The organism is Dyadobacter ginsengisoli DSM 21015 (genome assembly GCF_059568735.1).
The window spans coordinates 321,474-340,882 of the sequence record NZ_JCANTY010000009.1 but is presented as its reverse complement, the minus strand read 5'-3'; the positions used below and the strand labels follow the sequence as shown (position 1 = coordinate 340,882).

14 protein-coding genes are annotated in these 19,409 nt (G+C 49.6%); 5 read left to right on the top strand and 9 right to left on the bottom strand.

Annotated elements, in window-relative coordinates; genetic code table 11:
• The first annotated feature begins 74 nt into the window (after nucleotides 1-74).
• On the top strand, nucleotides 75-1,394 hold the full coding sequence (locus BP71_RS30645) for a glycoside hydrolase family 2 TIM barrel-domain containing protein (protein ID WP_496385432.1): 1,320 nt from the start codon (nucleotides 75-77) through the stop codon (nucleotides 1,392-1,394).
• On the top strand, nucleotides 1,391-4,354 hold the full coding sequence (locus BP71_RS30640; RefSeq protein WP_496385431.1) for a glycosyltransferase family 2 protein: 2,964 nt from the start codon (nucleotides 1,391-1,393) through the stop codon (nucleotides 4,352-4,354). The genes BP71_RS30645 and BP71_RS30640 overlap by 4 nt, the downstream gene beginning before the upstream one ends.
• On the opposite strand, the gene BP71_RS30635 is transcribed toward BP71_RS30640, so the two are convergent.
• From BP71_RS30635 to BP71_RS30610, 6 genes are all read right to left on the bottom strand, one after another.
• Nucleotides 4,338-6,017: a glycosyl hydrolase gene (locus BP71_RS30635; RefSeq protein ID WP_496385430.1), complete on the bottom strand. Its 1,680-nt coding sequence runs from the start codon at nucleotides 6,015-6,017 to the stop codon at nucleotides 4,338-4,340. The genes BP71_RS30640 and BP71_RS30635 overlap by 17 nt on opposite strands.
• Nucleotides 6,018-6,195: 178 nt before the next feature.
• Complete coding sequence (locus BP71_RS30630) at nucleotides 6,196-6,528, bottom strand: hypothetical protein (RefSeq protein WP_496385429.1); 333 nt, start codon at nucleotides 6,526-6,528, stop codon at nucleotides 6,196-6,198.
• A 246-nt stretch (nucleotides 6,529-6,774) separates the two neighbouring features.
• Nucleotides 6,775-7,947, bottom strand: coding sequence for a glutathionylspermidine synthase family protein (locus tag BP71_RS30625; RefSeq protein WP_496385428.1), 1,173 nt, complete (start codon nucleotides 7,945-7,947; stop codon nucleotides 6,775-6,777).
• Nucleotides 7,948-7,959: 12 nt separating this feature from the next.
• Entirely contained in the window at nucleotides 7,960-8,568 is a 609-nt protein-coding gene (locus tag BP71_RS30620; protein ID WP_496385427.1) for a Cj0371 family chemotaxis-regulating polar lipoprotein, read from the bottom strand.
• A 180-nt stretch (nucleotides 8,569-8,748) separates the two neighbouring features.
• Nucleotides 8,749-10,035 (bottom strand): aminotransferase class V-fold PLP-dependent enzyme, encoded by a 1,287-nt coding sequence (locus BP71_RS30615; protein ID WP_496385426.1) that lies wholly within the window; start codon nucleotides 10,033-10,035, stop codon nucleotides 8,749-8,751.
• Between the two features lie 66 nt (nucleotides 10,036-10,101).
• Nucleotides 10,102-10,824 (bottom strand): M23 family metallopeptidase, encoded by a 723-nt coding sequence (locus BP71_RS30610; protein WP_496385425.1) that lies wholly within the window; start codon nucleotides 10,822-10,824, stop codon nucleotides 10,102-10,104.
• A 203-nt stretch (nucleotides 10,825-11,027) separates the two neighbouring features.
• On the opposite strand from BP71_RS30610, the gene BP71_RS30605 reads away from it, so the two are divergent.
• Nucleotides 11,028-11,999, top strand: a complete 972-nt coding sequence (locus tag BP71_RS30605; protein ID WP_496385424.1) for an aldo/keto reductase — start codon at nucleotides 11,028-11,030, stop codon at nucleotides 11,997-11,999.
• 43 nt (nucleotides 12,000-12,042) lie between these two features.
• Here BP71_RS30605 and BP71_RS30600 read toward each other — a convergent pair whose 3' ends face one another.
• Entirely contained in the window at nucleotides 12,043-12,453 is a 411-nt protein-coding gene (locus BP71_RS30600; protein WP_496385422.1) for a DoxX family protein, read from the bottom strand.
• A 176-nt stretch (nucleotides 12,454-12,629) separates the two neighbouring features.
• Here BP71_RS30600 and BP71_RS30595 point away from each other — a divergent pair, with 176 nt between their 5' ends.
• Complete coding sequence (locus BP71_RS30595) at nucleotides 12,630-14,891, top strand: TonB-dependent receptor (RefSeq protein ID WP_496385420.1); 2,262 nt, start codon at nucleotides 12,630-12,632, stop codon at nucleotides 14,889-14,891.
• 146 nt (nucleotides 14,892-15,037) lie between these two features.
• Complete coding sequence (locus BP71_RS30590) at nucleotides 15,038-15,346, top strand: isoamylase early set domain-containing protein (protein WP_496385419.1); 309 nt, start codon at nucleotides 15,038-15,040, stop codon at nucleotides 15,344-15,346.
• A gap of 90 nt (nucleotides 15,347-15,436) precedes the next feature.
• Here the strand turns inward: BP71_RS30590 and BP71_RS30585 are convergent, their stop codons facing one another.
• On the bottom strand, nucleotides 15,437-16,357 hold the full coding sequence (locus BP71_RS30585) for a hydroxypyruvate isomerase family protein (protein WP_496385417.1): 921 nt from the start codon (nucleotides 16,355-16,357) through the stop codon (nucleotides 15,437-15,439).
• Nucleotides 16,358-16,436: 79 nt separating this feature from the next.
• On the bottom strand, nucleotides 16,437-19,016 hold the full coding sequence (locus BP71_RS30580) for a PVC-type heme-binding CxxCH protein (protein WP_496385416.1): 2,580 nt from the start codon (nucleotides 19,014-19,016) through the stop codon (nucleotides 16,437-16,439).
• Nucleotides 19,017-19,409 lie beyond the last annotated feature (393 nt).

The following is a 19,409-nucleotide window of genomic DNA, read 5'->3' as shown; positions in this document are numbered from 1 at the left end:
TTTAATATCCGACCTTTTTTGATTTATTTAGAAATGTCAGGGGCTGCCCTGTCCGGTTTCAAATGCATCCAATATTGTTTAACAGACCTGCCCTTCTTCTGTTTTTGCTGGTTATAACGTTTACCGGCCTGCTTTCAGGGTGTCATGGAAACCGGCAACCCGCCTCCTCGGCCAAAGTGTATATCGACCAGCGAGATGGCCGGTTTACCCTGATCAGGGAAGGGAAGCCTTTTCAGATTCGCGGTGCGGGCGGCTTTACCCGTTTCCGTGAGCTCCGGGAGGCAGGTGGTAATACGGTACGGACCTGGGATACAACAAATCTGGCCAAAATACTGGATAGCGCCCGCGTCAACAACATCGCTGTTATCGTTGGGCTGCCGCTGCCGAATAGTGGCGATATATCACTCTACGACAATTCCGGGATTAGTCAGGCGCGGTTGAATGCGTTCCGGTCGCTGATCAGACGGTTCAGCAAACACCCTTCGGTACTCATGTGGTGCCTCGGCAATGAGCTGGACTTCCCTTACAAATGGACATACAATGCTTTTTACAGGGCATTCAACAACCTGACCGACATGATCCGTCAGGAGGACCCAGATCATCCCATTACGACGACCGTCCTGAATTTCAATCCGAAATACATTTTCAACCTTCGCATGCGATGCGATATTGACATTATTTCCTTCAACATTTTCGGCAACCTCCCCCTGTTACGCCGCGACCTGGCCAATTTTGCCTGGTTTTGGAAAGGCCCTTATCTGCTGCTGGAGTGGGGAATCAATGGTCCCTGGCAAGGAACGGAGCAAACCGCCTGGGGCGCTTACATTGAAGATACCAGCAATAAGAAGGCTGAAATTTACAAACGGCGTTATCAGCAAAGCATGCCGCTGGAAGACCCGAGATACCTGGGTTCATGCGTTTTTTTCTGGGGCGACAAACAGGAAACGACCCACACCTGGTTTAGCATATTCGATGAAAATGGGGCTCCTTCGGAAACTGTCGGCACAATGCGGGCTATCTGGACGGGGAAGCCTTCTCCCTGGAAGTACCCCGGGCTCCGATATATGTTATTGAATCGGAAAGGCGCCCGCGACAACATTATCCTCGCTCCTCAGAGCCCGGCCACGGCGGAAGTATTGATGCTCAAAGGTCACAGACCTGTTCACTCCATCCGCTGGCAGATTTTCAAGGAAGATTGGTACCGCAAAAACCACAACAACAGCACAGCAAAATTGAAAGCCATCATGACCGTCAATAATCCCGGGAGCAATCTCCGGATGGCTTTTGCGGCTCCTATGGAAGAAGGCCCCTACCGTATTTTCGCAATGGTGTATGACGAAAAGGGTCATTTTGTATCCTGTAACACACCTTTTTACGTTGTGAATCGTCCATGAAGCAAGCCCTGTACGTAAAGCCTCCCACCCGAAAGCAGCTGATCATGCTTCGGCTGATGATTTTTTTCGGACTGATTTCGATGGGGTTTTTCCTCACCAGCGTGCTTTCCGAGTCTGTCAGAGGTTATGCTCCTTTGTACTGGATGCTCGTCGTTACGTTCGTGTTCACTTGCCTGAAAGTGCTGCACGAGTGGTATCATTATCTTTACATAACCGTCCCGTTAACACCTCCGCTTACCCACCGGTACACGGTTGACATTTTCACGACTTTCTGCGCCGGCGAGCCCTACGACATGATCGTGGAAACCCTCACAGCCATCCAGGCCATTACCTACCCGCATGAAACCTACCTGTGCGACGAAGCGGATGACCCGTACCTCAGGGAGGTCTGCGGCCGTCTTGGAGTGCATCATGTGACCCGGACGGAAAAGAAGAATGCAAAAGCAGGCAATATCAACAACGCACTGGCGATTTCCAATGGGGAGCTCTGTGTCGTCCTCGACCCCGACCACGTCCCCTTTCCCGATTTCCTCGACCCGATCATCTCGCATTTCGATAACCCGGAGATTGGCTATGTACAGATTGTCCAGGCTTATAAAAATCATGACGAGAGCCTGATTGCGAAGGGTGCTGCCCAGCAAACCTACCAGTTTTACGGGCCGATGATGATGACCATGAACAAGTATGGGACGGTGTTGGCTATCGGCGCGAACTGTACATTCAGGCGCACCGCATTGGAGTCCATTGGCGGGCACGCAGCTGGGCTTGCAGAAGATATGCACACGTCCATGCAACTGCATGCAAAAGGCTGGAAGTCCGTATATGTACCGGCCGTACTGGCGCGCGGGCTCGTTCCGTCGACACTATCGGCCTATTATAAGCAACAGCTCAAATGGTCGAGAGGGGTCTTTGACCTGTTTGTGCACGTCTATCCCCGGCTTTTCACAAAGTTTAACTGGAGCCAGAAAATTCATTACGGGATTATACCGTTGCATTACCTGTCGGGGTTCATCTATCTCATCAACTTTCTGATACCCATACTGGCGCTTCTGCTGGGTATGAGCCCGATGCATTTCGACCTGGTTGACTTCGGGCTGGTGCTACTGCCCATGGCTTCCTGCACGATCCTCATCCGGCACTTTGTGCAATGGTGGGTGATGGAAGATGAAGAAAGGGGTTTTCATGTAGTGGGGGGACTGCTGGTGATAGGAACCTGGTGGATCTTCATTCTGGGCATCGTTTATACGATCGCAGGCAAAAAAATCCCTTACGATCCTACTCCCAAAGATGGGAACGAGGCCAACAACTGGCCTCTGAACATTCCCAATCTTGCCGTATTGGCTTTGTCATTGCTTGCCATTGGTTACGGACTTTACCAGGACCTGAACCCCTACAACCTCATCATGGCGGGATTTGCAGGGCTCAACTGTTTCTTCATGTGTTTCAACATCGCCGCCAGCCGCCAGCAACAAATCCGCGGGCTTTCAAATGCTTACCCGGTACTGGATTCTGCATTCCGGGCCATTAAAGAAATAAAAGGGAATTTCTGGATATTGAGGCGACGAATTTACAGCGGCGTACGAACATCCGCGTTTCTGATCATTGTTATGGTGATCAGCGCTATTATTTATTACAAACGATTCGACCCATTAGTCGAACGCAGCCTTACTGTCGGGAAAGAAAATCAATCGTACGCCCTGCGCCTGGCAGCACATCACCCAGTACACCCAGTCGACTTCCACGCATTATACAGCGCTTTGCAATTGCCTGAGCCCGACACTGCGCCAGCTACCATTCTTCCCCCGGCAAAGGCTTTTTTCCAGGGAGTGCATGGTGTCAATTACACCAAAGGACACAACTGGTCGCGTCGGCAGCCGGCCTTTACAAAACCCGAACTGGAAGAAGATCTCCGGGAAATGCGAAAAAAAGGCATACTGGCTATCCGGCATTTTGGACCGGGGATTTATGACTATAATGTGCTCCGCGCTACAAAACAGCAGGGCATTGAAGTCCATTACACTTTCTGGATACCCGAAACGCTTGATTTCATACAAAACAAAAAAGAAGCCGATGAACTGGCATCGACGATTCTGCGTACTGTCAGAAAATTGAAAGACCGAAAGCACATTGCTTCCTGGAATCTGGGAAATGCAACAATCCAAAAGTTTCGGCAGCAGGGCGGTTTAGCGGATCAGCAAAAACATTATTTGTATTGGTTGAAAAAAGTGGTTGCTGCCGTGAAGGCGACCGATCCTGCCCGGCCGTTTACGATTGATCTGGAACTGGCACCGGAGACACCGGAATGGGCCGATCTGATTCACCAGATTGCCCCGGCGATCGATGCGTTTGGCCTCGTTATTCCTGAGCCGCAGGGGTTGCCTGGTCACGCAATCCTGAAAAGATTCGGACACCCGTATTTTTTCAGTTACAGCTCCGTGCCGGCTTACAATGCAATGCGCAGTACCACCAGCGGTGTGTTTATTTCGAACTGGCAGGACGAGAAGATCTTCGAACACGTAAGCTTCGACGGGCTGAGAGATTACCTCGGGCGACCCAAAATAGCATTGCAGGAATTGCAATACCTTTGGAAAGACAGAAGTATTCCGCCTTCTGTGCCGGCTTTCAAAATACTTAAACCTGCACTGGGAACTTTCGAAGGCGAAACCCTGGCCTACCATGCGATTGCCTGGCAAAATGAACGCTGGCTGGTGGCAGATCAAAATCAGACGGGTTTCCGCTTCGAATGGAAGCTCGTCCGGACAGACGGATTCAATAACCCGATTGAAATGACCGACGCGGGAACAGGCCCGGCGCTCGCACTTAAAATTCCAAAGCATCCATCATTATACCGTTTGTACCTGTACGTTCTCAACGGTCAGACGGTCGTCGCCATCACCGATTCCGAGTTGAACACGCCATTGCAGGCAAGCAAAAAGCTTTTATCTACCGGTTCGCATTGAAGGTATGGATGAAATGGTCAAATGTGGCCCTGCTGATGCTCCAATCCGGCGCAGGAATATCGCCCCATACCTTGGGATTATCCGCTAAATTGAAATAACAGGTACCCGCAATTTCTTTATGACGGGCCACTACACGCGCCGCATTTTCCATCCATTTGCGTTGGTAGGCCTCCGGTCCTTTAACTCCGAATTCGGTTATAAAAATAGGTTTGGAGGTAAGCCGCATGCGCCACGCCTTCCGGTTGTAGATCGACTCGAACGATTCTTGCTTCTCAGGATCCGTAATGTTTTTGTCTGGCAACCCGTAGATAGCAATACTTACAAAATCAACCATATCGTCGCCAGGGTACCATTCCATTGAACCACGGTCGCCTGCCGGCCCCCAAACCATGCGCACATTTTTGATCTGTTTCCCTAATTCCATGAAGTGCCGATATGCCTTGATATACAACACCGGATCCTGGCTTTGCCAGGAATAGCGATGAATGGGAATCTCCATTTCATGCGCAAACCGGACATAAACGGGCAGTTGCGCTTTTGCAGCTACCCGGAATACTTCCCGGAACTCCCCGTCATATACGTTATTGATAGTGTTCAGCAACACGGATGAATCTGTCCTCACTTTCCCATCCCGCCACGGCTCCACCGTAATAACAGGCCGATTCCCTCTCGTCAGAACGCCTTCAAATTCCTTTTCGAACTCTCCATTCTGGATACTAACCAAGTCTACAAACAGATGTTCCACATCTACCGAGGGCGATGCCGTAAGCAATTGCTTCGGGTCGTATACCCCGACCAATGGGGGTTCAGCATTTACAGGTAATTCACCCAAGTCAGAAAATGGTTGAAAAACTATGGCGGATTCGGTTTTAATCACGCTCCATACCGGACCCAAACGCTTTTGCACGGAACTGGCAATGCTATCGCCTCCTGCAACCAGCATCATCACTGGCTTATCCGCGAAACGGGTGCGGATAAGCTTCCTCCTGAGCGCCACATCTAAATCCGGATCGGGAGGATAGGCCGTCGCCGTCCGCTCACTTGACCCATTCACCGAAATACCAACAACATCTACGACATCCTTACCTGGCCAATATTCATCGGCGCCGGGATATCCGGCAGTCCCCCAGACGATGCGAGCCGCCGGGGCTCCCTGCCTGCAAACTCCCGCCATGTGTCGAAAAGCATTGATATAGTCGCCCGGTGCCTGATACTGCCATGCATACCGCTCCACAGGCACTTCCATTTCCGGGTTCCAGCGCAGGTACACTGTCCCTCTTCCACGCGGCAGTGCTTTGCACAGGGAGCTAAAAGCGTCATCGTACTTTCCTTCTATACATTTTTGCAAAGTACCTTTGCCCCCGGTTACGATCGTCAATAACCAGTCTCGTTCCGCGTCGATCTTCTTCAAAACCGCAGCTATGCCCTGCTCCTCAGCATCGGGAGACAATTTCAGTGACAGGTGCTGGAATTCCGGGTTAAATGTGATAATCGAATCGGAACGCTTGAAATGCGCAATTACCTGTTCGCTAAAATCCGAATTGATTAAAACAGCCGGCTCAGTGGATGATTTGTAAACTTCCGTGTACCTGAAGAGATAAGCCATGACGGCCGCTAGCACCAATGCGGCTGCCACCATGTAGATGCCTTTTCTTCTTATCATAGCCCATTTAGATATCACTGTGGGCTTAAATTAATAAAATCCGGCGTGCGGTTGGGCAATAAATAAACGGCACAACAACAAAAAACCGGGTAGTAGCAAAAAGAGCTACGCCCGGTCAGTGTGTGCGTTTGATTAGTTCAGGATAATGTGTGCTGTATTTCTTTAAAATTACTCTGGTTTAAACCAGCTCCGTCTCGTATTGTAATCCGATTTGCGCTGGCGGATAGCTCAGTATCCGGTTGAATTCCGTAATGGCCTGGTTGATCTGGCGCTGTGTGATGCCGCTGTATTCTATGAGGAGAATCTTCGCTTGTTGTACGCTGGACCGCTTCATTTTCCAGTATTGCGGATGATCAATTCCGATTGGGGTGCGAAAGAATTTTTCCTTGGGCTCCCTGATCAGTATTTCACATTCCATATCACGCTGTGGATTGTCATGCAGGAAATAACTTTTTACTACTACTTTGACTTCCCTACCACTTTTAAGCTGAAAGATTTTCTCGTGAATCATAACGTTTCCGTTTTAAGAATTAAGGATCGATGAACTTGATAATCTGCTGACAAAGTTTCCGGCTTCCTTAAAACTTTCGTACCAGCAGGCAGTGCTAAAACCGTTACAAACTTCGGCCTGGCGCACGAATTTCCTTCAAAATGATTAGTAAACGGTAGATTAAGTGAGCCTGCGGTTGAATTGCGCTTCCCAACGCCCTATTTCACACAACGATCTGATTCACAAGCAAGTAAAATTACGTAGTGGTTATTCAATCACGTGCCCCACAAACTGCGCGGTATTATCCAATATTTCCCCGCCCCTTCTGAAACCAAGCCCGCAGGCTTCTCCCGCAAAGAACACACCGGCCTGGTAGGTCCTGCCCTCCGGATCAGTCGGAAATGGTACATACTCCTGATAAATCCTCGATTGCCCGTCATATTCTCCGGCCACTGTCTGAAGCACCTGACCACCTTTATCATGAATAGCCACATTAGCACCTTCGCGGCCTAGCAAGACTTTGCTCACGGATTTTTTGTGAGGTAATGCGTAACGTTCCGTTTGCAGCAAAAGCGGGTGATATGGGTAAAGGTCCCACAGGATTTTAAGAATGTATTTGGATTGAAAAAGCAATGTGTAAGCCGGATTGAGAATGATCGCTTTGCGGTTTTTCACGATTTCCGTGAGCATACCCGCCAGCTCCGGCTCATCGGCCCCTATATACTCCCAGGGCACGAGTTTGAACCAGAAGTCGAAGCGGACAAAATGACCATGCTCAGGTTCCTGAAAAAATACACCGTCCCCGTTTGAAAACTCTACCTCGTCTATATATGCGAATTCAGTGTCAAAACCCGCTTCCCTGGCCGCCTCCATAAGCACGGCCACATTTGTGTCATCCTCGGGATACCCACGCATGGTTGAAAAAAGGACGGAAGGTGTCAGATCGCTGTTTTCGTCTTTGAGATAAGCAAACTGCCCGACCAGCGTTTCGAACACCGTGTTGAATTGTTTCGACTCTTCCATTCCGTTCATGCGCAGGTGCGCCCACTGCACAACGGCCGTTTCGGGAACACAGGTGGCTGTGTCGGCGTTGAACTCGATCAGCTTCACCGGCTCGCTGTCAAATCCTCCTGCCAGGTCGAAACGACCATATAAATGAATTTGCCGGTCATCGTTCCATGAATGCTTGATCAGTTCCACGAGATTTTCAGAAATGCCCATTTCTTTGAACAGTTCGTGATCAATGGCATATTGCCCCGCTTCTATGAACATATCATACAAAGTATCGGCCGCTTCATAATAACGCTCTGCCTGTTCCTCGGGAACGGTGACCATGTCGTTCACCACATAGGGTGTCGTATCTGTGCCCAATGCCCAGTCCCAGCCAGCCTTTTGTAATGCTGTCTGGGGAGGATTAGGAAATGATTTCAGTTTTACCATGCCATTTTGATTTTAACCTCCGCTTCTTCCGGACATCCTTCCGAAAAACCCTTTCCGGCCTCCCGCAGGCCGCGATGTCACCATCCGGGTAGATCGTGATGCGTTCACATCCTGTACTGCGCTGCGGGAACTTGCCCAGGCACCCGGATTTGCGTAGTATGAGCGGCTCCGACCATCGCCTTGCCCGTCCCTGTAGTTGTTCATATAGGAATTGGACGAATTTCGACCCAAGAGATACCCCATTCCACCGTACAGCAACATACTCGATAATCCGCTGTGATGCGTCATATTCGAGTTGGAGCGGATTTCCTGGTCGATCAATGCCTTGGCAGCAGTTGGGCTCAACTTATCCTGATGTCCGTCGAGGTAGGTAACAATGGCAACAGAGCTGTCGGCAGGTACACTTTCTTCATTCACGATCCTGAACTCCCCGGGACTGATCTCCTTGATATGAGATCGGATGCCTTTGCCGTAAGAAGTTTCTTCATAGCTATACTCCGATTCGTCGTCCGAGGAACAGGCGACAAACGTCGTCCCGGACAACAGGGCGAGAGCCAGTGCACTCCCCATGCTGATGTCCTTTATCTTCCTGATAAAAGAACCCTTTCGTAACTGTGTCATCTTGGTGATTTTCGGTTGAGGATTTATCAAAAATAGCAGATCGGCGTGCTTGTTCTTGAATCATTCGTGTCAATGGCTTTTCAAACTGATATCCAACCCTACCGGCGTACAGACGGTAAAAAAAATGAGCATAGCCGGTTTGTCAGCCAGCTATGCTCCATCTCTGTGATCGCGGACTTCTCAGGCTTTTTTTGCAATTTTTTCGATCGCTCCCACGAGCTTATCCAGATCGCTGAGCTTCGTATATACATGCGGTGTAACCCGCACACAATGAATATTTTCCCAATTGATGCCCACAGTATGAATCTGATAATCCTTCATGAGCTTACCGTCCAGCTCCTCCGGTTTCATACCGTCGATGCTGACACCTGCGATCGCGCAAGAAAATTCAGGTTTCAATGACGTGTGGATCCTGACACCGGGGATCTGCGCCGCTTTTTCCGCCCAGTATTTTTTCAAATAATGGATCCGCTCCTGCTTCCGTTTACTTCCTATGCCTTCCTGAAAGTTGATAGCTTCGCCAATAGCCTGCTCTATCGGGAAACTGCGGGTGCCCAGTGTTTCAAATTTGCGGATATCGCCGCTTTTCGGCTGACTATTGCATAGCAATGGCCATATCTTTTCGATCTTGTCTTTTTTGATCCACATCATGCCGCTGCCCACCGGGGCACTGAGAAATTTATGCAGACTGGTGCCAAAATAATCGCATTCTAGATTCGGTATCTTATAATCGAGCAAGCCGAATGTATGAGCGCCGTCGCAAACTACCTCGATACCTTTCGCATGGGCCATCTGCGATAGCTTTTTAACCGGCATGATCTGGCCTACCCAGTTGATGATATGCGTAACATGGATAATTTTAGTCCTGGGCGTAATCGCATCGGCATATGCTTTCACGATCTGCTCCTCATTTTCGATCGGGAAATCAAAGGACAGCTGTTTATACACGATACCATCGCGCATCTGACGTTGTTTCCAGGCCTGAACCATATTAGGATAGTCCTGCAAAGTACCGATTACCTCATCCCCCTTTTCGAGCGGCAGTCCGAAAATGATCGTGTTCAATGCCTCTGTCGCATTCCGGTTGATCGCGATCTCCTCGGCGTCGGCACCTGCCAGCTTGGCCAGGCGTTGCCGGAGTGGTTCTCGTCCTTTATCCATAATGCGCCACATATAATAGGAAGGCCCCTGTGCCGCAGCTTTGTTGTATTTGTCCAGTGCTTCCTGCACCACCACCGGCGAGGGAGACACGCCGCCGTTGTTCAGAATAATGATTTCACTTTTGCTCGCGGTGTAGGCATCCTGGATCACAGACCAGTAATCTTCGTTTCCGTCACTGCTATTGTCCCAAAGCTTTTCCGCTTCAAGGAATTGCTCCGCGTGGAGCTCATTGAAAAGGCTGTTGATACCGAAAGCGCCCATGCCCAGTGCAGCGCTCTTCCGAAAAAAGGAACGGCGGTTGTTCATAAAATGATGTTTAAGGAATAGTAATGGAGTGAAGCACAATTTATCGATTATCTACTTCAATACCAATCACTCTGCCTCCAAACCGTCTTTTACCGTCGCCTGTTTCAGCCAGTCATAAGTGTTATAAGGCATCGGGAACCCCTCGGCGTCGAGTTGCAGGTACATGAGGTGCAGGTGCGTAGGCGAGCGCTTCTGGTAGGCATTGTAACCGGTACGTCCCATTTCGGAGATCTTATCCCCCATATTGACCCATTGTCCTGGCTGAACTTCCACGATATTGTTGTGTGCGTAGTAGAAAAGGCCGTCGAGGCACGGGTCATAAACCCAAATCCAGTTCCCGCCCCGGAACTCGCTGTCGTATTTCCAGCTCGTTTCGGTGGCCACCACCAGGCCTGAGGTAAATGCCAGCACATCGATGGGCTTCCAGGTGCGGTCGTCGAGCACGTCCTGGTCTTTGTCCCGCACGAAAAGATCGTGAGCCGGGTGACTCCCCTTGGCGTTCATATCGAAAAGGTCGAAACCATCCGGCCGGTAGCCTCTGCCTTTCGCACCGATAGACTCCTGCGGTGTGTAACATTTCACCGGATATACAAAATGGGAAGAGTCGATCGCCCGGCAGGTGTCCCGGCGGAACGCTGCACGGATGTTTCGCATCACAGCCGCAAAGGCCTGGCGGGCAGAATCCGGCGTAATGGTATTATCACGGATATCCATCTGGATCTGATGGAAAGCTGCGCAGTATTCTGCAATTTTATCGGAAGATTCACTCTGATTCGTCAAACCGGCCATACAAATAATGAGTAGGACACCGACAACTCGTTTCACTGTCATCAATAATGCATTAATCACCCTTTTTTCTTTCACTTAACCTTATTTTTGAAGAACGTAGCACAACAGGGCTCACTAATAAAAAAGTCCTGCAAATGTATCCCTTCTGGGTTAAATAAATGCAGGCAAATTCTTTAATGGTATAACACTAAAATTAATTCACAATGCAAAAACGTCGTTTTGGACGAACTGGCTGGGAAGTCAGCGAAGTAGGTTATGGAATGTGGGGACTTGCGGGATGGACAGGTTCCGATCGCAAGGAAACGGATGACTCGCTGGACCTGGCTGTCGAATCGGGTGTCAACTTCTTCGACACGGCCTGGGGATACGGGGAAGGGCTTAGCGAACGTATTCTGGGTGAGCTGATTAAACGGCATCCAGACAAAAAACTCTACGCTGCGACCAAGATCCCGCCCAAAAACCGCCAATGGCCGTCTCGCCCCGAATCCGTATTGAAAGATGTATTCCCGGCGGACTATATCGTAGAATACACGGAGAAAAGTCTGCAAAACCTGGGAACCGAACAGATTGACCTGCTGCAATTCCACGTGTGGGAGGATGCGTGGGCGCAGAAAGATGAATGGAAGGAGGCAATCCAGAAACTGACCAAAGAAGGGAAGGTTGCTGCCTGGGGGATCAGTATCAACCGCTGGGAACCGGACAATGCATTGGAAACCTTAAAAACCGGCCTGATCGATGCCGTGCAGGTCATTTACAATATTTTTGACCAGGCTCCGGAAGATAACTTGTTCCCGCTTTGCCGGAAAATGGATATCGGCGTGATCGCCCGCGTGCCATTCGACGAGGGTACTTTAACTGGCACACTGACAAAAGAAACCGTTTTCCCGGCGGACGACTGGCGTTCGACCTATTTCGTACCTGAAAACCTGAATGCGAGTGTGGATAAGGCAGAAGCGCTTCGTGCAGACATCCCAGCAGGTATGACAATGCCGGAACTTGCGTTACGATTTATCCTCAACAATCCCGACGTACACACGACGATCCCGGGTATGCGTAAGCTCCCGCACGTACGCGCCAACGTGGCCGCTAGCGATGGCGCCCAACTCGACGCAGCAGTGGCCGAAAGGATGAAAGTTCACCGCTGGGACCGTAAACCGACCAAATGGTCGCAATAGCAGTGACAGAAAAATGCCTTCCGTGTCTCCGGAAGGCATTTTTTTAGCGGTACAGTTTGCTGTCCACCGAAAACCGCCCGGGTCCGGTAAGAAATACAGCAATGTACCCCAGGAGAAAAAGGAGCGCATGCTCTTTCACATCAAACGCATCTTTGGCATGCACGATGAAAACCACCACCAACATGGTGAAGATCAGAGGAAGTAATGCGAGACGGGTCCCCAGCCCAAGAATCACCAGAATGGAACATCCGAATTCGGCACAGATAGTAAGAAGATAAGAAAGCTCTTCGCCTATACCGATCGGATCTGCAAAGGAATGATCACCGCTTAAAAAGCTGGTCAGCTTCGCATAGCCGTGGGTGATCATCAAACATGAAATCCCAATCCGCAGGATCAGAACGGCCCAATCCACCGACCCGGGAAGTTTAACAGGTCTCAGAAATTTTTTAAGCATAGTGAGTTAAAACTGATTTAAGTGAGTAAGCATTTTGCTAACCGACGCCATACCTCAGATAGTTTCACAACGAACCTCGTTGTAACCAAATTTTAAATTTTCATTTATCAAGTTTTATTTTTAGGTTTGCCTAAATTTATATTAAGAGAAAAATAAAATAATAATTTGGTCATTCTATGAAACTACTCATACTCCTGCTCCTGAGCGTCTTGTCATTTCAAGCGATGGCACAGTTTAGTCTTTCGGGAAAGATTTCCCTGGATGGCCAGGCTGAACCCGCATTCGGCGCTTCGGTTTATATTAATGAACTGAAAACAGGAACCACCGCCGACACCGCCGGGCGGTACCGTATCAGCGGCATTCCGAAAGGCGTATATACCCTGCGCGTCAGCTATGTTTCGTTGCCGACCATTACCGAAAAAAATGTGCGGATCGAAAAAAGCACGGTGAAAGACTTTCTGATGAAAACCGGGGCTAATGCATTGGAGGAAGTAGTCGTAACCGGTACCATGAAAGAAGTCTCCAAACTCGACAGTCCTGTTCCTGTGGATATCATTACATCAAAATTCCTCTACAAGAACCCGGTTCCAAGCATTTTCGAAGGATTGAGCTATGTAAATGGGGTGCGCCCACAACTGAACTGTAATGTCTGCAACACCGGCGACATTCACATCAACGGGCTGGAAGGGCCTTATACGATGGTCCTGATCGACGGCATGCCGATGGTAAGCGGGCTTTCTACGGTTTACGGACTTTCCGGAATCCCTAACAGCCTCATCGAACGGGTCGAGATTGTAAAAGGACCGGCATCGACCCTCTATGGCTCCGAAGCGGTGGGCGGACTGATCAATATCATTACAAAAAACCCATCCAAGGCGCCGGTCTTTTCCGCAGATGTTTTCGGCACGACATGGCGCGACTATAATGTAGATCTGGGGGTGAAGTTCACGCCCTCTGAAAAAAGCAGTTCATTGCTTGGAATAAACTATTTCAACTACCAAAATCCAATCGACAACAACAAGGATGGGTTCACCGACCTGACACTCCAGAATCGAATCTCGGTTTTCAACAAATGGTCCTTCAATCTCAAAAACAACCGGCAGGCCAACATTGCCGCCCGTTATTACTATGAAGATCGCTGGGGCGGACAAATGCAGTGGAACCGGTCATATCGTGGAGGCGATGAGGTTTACGGCGAAAGTATCTACACCAAACGGTTTGAGATTCTTGGCAACTATCAGCTACCCATGGCTGAAAAAATCACACTACAATACTCTTTCAGCTCGCATAACCAAAACTCTACCTATGGCGACGTTCTATTCAATGCGGACCAGAAAATAGCCTTTGCGCAATTTCTCTGGGACAAGGAGATCGGTAAACACAGCCTGTTAATGGGTACGCCTTTCCGCTATACTTTCTATAACGACAACACACCGGCCACTCGTTATCTGGACGGGCAGGACCATGCGGACAAAATTTACCTGCCGGGGATTTTCATTCAGGACGAAATCAAGACCGGGCCGCATTCCATTTTGCTGGGGGCCCGCTATGATTACAACAGTCGCCATGGAAGTATTTTCACTCCCCGTGCCGCCTACAAGTATAAATTCAACCAAACCGACGTGGTTCGTCTGAACATTGGCCGCGGTTTTCGGATCGTGAACCTCTTTACCGAAGACCATGCTGCTTTGACAGGATCCCGCGAGGTAATCCTGAAAGAAGCGCTGAAACCGGAACAAAGCTGGAATGCCAATATCAACGTGGTGAAAAAGATCGTGACGGGGAACTCATTCATCGGCATCGACGCGTCAGTCTTTTATACCTACTTCACCAACCGCATCCTGCCCGATTACGACACCAACCCCAATGAGATCATTTACGACAACCTCGATGGCTATGCCATTTCGAAGGGTATCAACCTGAACCTGGACTTCAACTTCCCTTTTCCACTGAAGATCATCGCCGGTGGTACATTAATGGATAACTATCAGAAAGAGAACGGAGTGCGTTTTCGCCCTGTGCTTACGGAGAAATTTACAGGTACCTGGGCTATTTCCTATGAGATCCTGAAAGCAGGGATTTCCCTTGATTATACCGGCAATATCTATGGTCCGATGCGGTTACCGCTTCTCAGTGAGACCGATCCCCGGGCAGCGAATTCACCCGTCTGGTCAATACAGAATATACAGATTACCAAGAAGTTTGATAACGGACTCGAAATTTACGGAGGCGTAAAGAACCTTCTCAACTTCACTCCTCCGGCCAATTCCATCGCCAGAGCGAATGATCCGTTTGACAAAAACGTAAAATTTGATGGGCAAGGACAGGTAATTGCGACACCCGATAATCCTTACCGCTTAACGTTCGATCCGTCCTATGTTTATGCGCCTAATCAGGGAATCAGGGGCTTTTTGGGAATGCGATATACATTAAGGTAGTGTTTTAATGAGATGGCTAAAAATGTCGCTAAAAACGTTATTATATAACTTTTCGAAGACATAAAACATTCATGATATTGATATTCATTGATTTGAATAATTTTTGATTGTATCTTTGAGCCATCAACCAATTAACACTACTGATTATGGCATTAACAAAACAGTTTGTAAAAAGTAAGTCTGTTTACAAAGTAACGTTTACAGTTCCCGCTGAGGCGGCAGTTGAAGCGAAGAAAATTTCGCTCGTAGGTGAGTTCAATGGCTGGAATCCGGAAGAAGCTATTGCATTGAAAAAACAGAAAGACGGCTCATTCAAAACAAGCCTCGAACTGGGTGCCGGAGAATATCAATTCCGCTACATCCTCGACGATGCAAAATGGGAGAACGACTGGGCAGCGGACAAATACGTACCTGCCGGCGTCGACGCTACTGAAAATTCGGTGGTGGTTTTGTAAGTGCCGCTGGCTTTATGCCAAAGAAAAACCGGGAGGAGAAATCTCTTCCCGGTTTTTCTTTGAACTTTATAAGCCTATTGCTTACAGTCACTAAATCGCAAAACTGTCGCTTTCCACGTAGGCTTTGATCAGCGCTTCCTCTCCTTCCTTGCCTTGTTTGGAATTGCCGTGTTCCATCCCCATGATGAAGGATTTATTTTCTTTTTTACTACGGTCGTAAATGTATTTGAAGATGTTTTTATAGTTGATCTCACCGGTAGTCGGTTCCTTACGGCCGGGTTCGTCACCGATCTGGAAATAGTCGATCTCGCTCCATGTCATATCGATATTGTGAATCAGGCGGCCTTCATTTTTCTGCATATGGTAAATATCGTACAGAATTTTGCAGGATTTGCTGTTGACCCCGCGGCAGATCTCGTAAGTCTGGTCGGATGTACGCAGGAACAGGTTGGGTGAATCGCTCAGCGGTTCCAGCACCATCACCAGGCCATGCGGTTCCAGAATTTCCGCACCACGGCGCAATGCATCGATCACGTGCCCAGTCTGCACGCCTATCGGCAGGTTTCTTTCAAAATCGCCCGGAACAACAGTCATCCATTTTGCATTCACGCGCTTGGCTACTTCCACGGCTCGCTTGCAGCCATTCAGGAATATGTCGATGTATTCTTTTTTACCCGCTGCCAGCGTATTGGCGCCGTTACCTCCTTTATCCACTACAAATACGCCCATTTCCATTCCCAGGCGGCTCATTTCTTTCCCAATGGCCTCCTGCTGCTCCACGGGTCTGCCCATCATGCCATTGTCTTCCAGGGCCATAAACCCCTGGTCTGCCATAAATTTAAGCTGATCGATCACGTCCTTTCCGGCGCTGTTCTGGAACATCCCGAAGTGAGACGCATATTTGAGCTTAAACTTGTTCTTGGCAGTGGGCGCTGTTGCGAATGCCTCCCCTGTTGCGATCGCGGCACCAGCCAAACCAAGGGAAGATTTTACAAAATTTCTGCGGAGCATATATTTTCAATTTATTGTTTTCAGACTGTAAAGATCATCCCGGGTGAAATATACCGAAAACCGCCCCGTAAACTTGATTCTACTGGTTTTTTCGGCGCTTTCTCCGCTTCTCCTTCCCGGCCTTGGGCTCTTCCTGCGGGGCCGCGACCACTTCCTCTACCACAGGTTTGGGGAAGTACGGCGCCAGTTGCGCTTTGATTTCCTCCCGGAATGCATTCTTCACTCCTTCGAGGGCCGCTTCCTTCACTTCGCCGTCGATCTGGCCCCCGGTAAGCAGCTTCACCACTGCCTCTTCACCCGGCCAGCTGCTACCGAGGTAGCGGGCTGCATGCTTACGCACGCTCAGCGGTTCGCTGGCATTCAGCACCGTCGACCGGAGCAGGTAAACGGACTCGCTGCTGCCGACCGTCTGAATGGACGCCAGCAAAGCCGATTTCCTGGCCTCATTCATACCCGCCAGCTTTTGCGTCACATAGGAAATACCAGCCTGTTCGAGCAGCAAAGCCCCCGCATCGCGTCCGACGACCTCGTCGGATTTATCCAATGCAAGTTTAAGTAGCCTGTCGTTCTCCGATTCGAGTTCATAGCGGGTCATCAGATCGATGTAGTGCTCGGTGCCGTAAGTCTCGTCCAGCAATTTATTCAGGGCGGTGAGTCCCTGCTGCGAGTTAGTAACAAATGATTTGTCCAAATGCAAAAGCGCCAGCTTGCTCACCTCGATCCGGTCGGATGAATTGACATTGAGCACACTCAGGAGCGCCTGTGTTTTCTCATAACCCGCATGGAAGAAGTCGAACGAACGAAAATAACGCAGCCTGCTTTTAAAACTTACCGAAGTATCGGCAGCCAGTGCGCTCAGATAAGGGATGGCCTTCCGTGTGCGCGCGAGCCAGATAATGTCCTTTCCGGCGTCCGTCGCGCCCGGTTTCGCGCCCGCCCTTTCTAGCCACGCCGGAAATATACGCTCCCATTGATCATAGGCGCCAATGCTCAGTGCTTCCACCGACCAGCGATCATTCCCCTTGTATTGTTTCGCCAGTTGCAACCATACATCCAATGCTTCATAGGTATGATTATGGTTGATGGCCAGTGCGCATTCACGTCTTACCTGCGGATCGCTGTCCGAGGTGAGTCGTTTAATGTATTCTGTGGGGTCACTGTTGCGCTGCCGTACCGCGCGCAACGCTGTAATCCGGAGGTTGGGGTTTAACTCTCGGAAACCGATGTCCAGGTTCCGGTAATTGAAACCCTCGATCCGGTTCAGCACCCATAACGCCCTCGCCCGCAATTTTGGATTTGCGTTATACTGGCGAAAAAGGTCTTCCAGAAATGGCTCCGCCGCCCAACCGTGCCTGACGCATGCGTTCCAGGCCAGGTACCGCTGGGATAAATTCGGGCTTTGAAGTGCTTTAACTGCCTGTTCAGGCACATTCAGGTCAAAAACAGGGATTTTATAGGGTACACCGACAGGGGCAACGCGGTATATCCGCCCCCGGCTCCGATCTTTCATCTTGTTCGAGCCCATCACCGGATCGTACCAATCCGAAACGATCAAGGAGCCATCCGGGGCAACACAAACATCAGTGGGCCTGAACCATTTGTCGCGTTTTCCTTCAACAATAGGCAGAATGCCCGTCGACTTAAAACCTGCACCTTCACTTTGTACCGAAAAAGCACTGACGTAGCCTTGTCCCGCATCGGCCAGCAGGATCTGGTCCCAGTAGCGGCGCGGCAGCAGGCTACCTTCATATATCGCCATACCCATCGGAAAACCCGATCCCGTTTCCAGCAAATCAGGGACAACACCCGGATCATTCTGGTGCCAGTGGCGACGTGGTATCTCATCTTCCAGGTTAGTGCGGTTCAGACGCCAGCTGGCACCCGTCATTTCGTCAACATACCCAAAATTCCCATTCTCCATCACATAGGAAACACGGTCGCCACCATTACCCGGCTCCTCCTGGTCGGACTGCCACATGGTACCGTAACTGTCGACCGCAACTTCCCAGCCATTCCGGAAATTTTCGGCCATGATTTCAACTTTTGTAAAATCCTGTTCGCAGCGGAAAACCACACCCTGCTTGTATTGCCGGAAATCAATTGGTCTTTCATATTTGTCGAGCAATGGCCGGTCTTGCCCGTCGACAAGCTGCCTGCCCGCATTACCATAGTTAAAATAGAACTTCCCATCCGGCCCGAAAACGAAAGCATGCACGCCGGCATCGTTTTGTACACCACCTATTCCTTTAAAAATCAACTCTTTCCTATCGGCCTTATCATCGCCATTGGTATCCGTAAAAAGCCACACGTATGGGCTTTGTGAGACGATCGCCTTGTTGCCCATCACCCATATCCCCAGCGGCGCATTGAGCTCGGGGCCCTGGTAAAATACTTTGGTAACATCCGATTTGCCATCCCCGTCCTTGTCTTCCAGGATCAGGATCCGGTCGCCCTGACCCAGCTCGGACTTCCCATTGACGGCTGGGCGGTAATTGTACGCCTCACACACCCACACGCGTCCACGGTGGTCGACATCGATATTGATGGGATTGATGACGTCGGGTTCTGACGCGAAGAGCGAAGCTTCGAGTCCGTCGGCCGCCTGTATACCGGCCACCGCATTGCGCGAGAAATGCTTCTCCGCTTCCGATAAAGCCACATAGGCGCTATCTGGATTTACAATCTCTAATGAATCAGCAACTTGACTAAAACCTTGAAAAGAGAGGGAGGTAAAAAGAGCCGCAACACACCAGGCAGATCTCAGGCTATTATATTGTTTCAAAACAAATTTTTGATGATGCAGACTATTCAAAAAACGGATAAAAATACCTCATGTTTCCTGAATAATGAAAAGAAGTTTTGGAAGTGTAACCTTTCGATGCGCTGAATGGCTTTGCAATCAACCGAAAACAAGGTTAACTTTAGAATCCAAAACACAAGCACTATAATACCCTATGAAAGAAAAAGTTAAGCAGTTGATTATCGATAGAACCCTCAAAAAGGCCGAAAACGATCCAGGCAGTCGCACCGTGAAGTACAGGCATTTCTATCG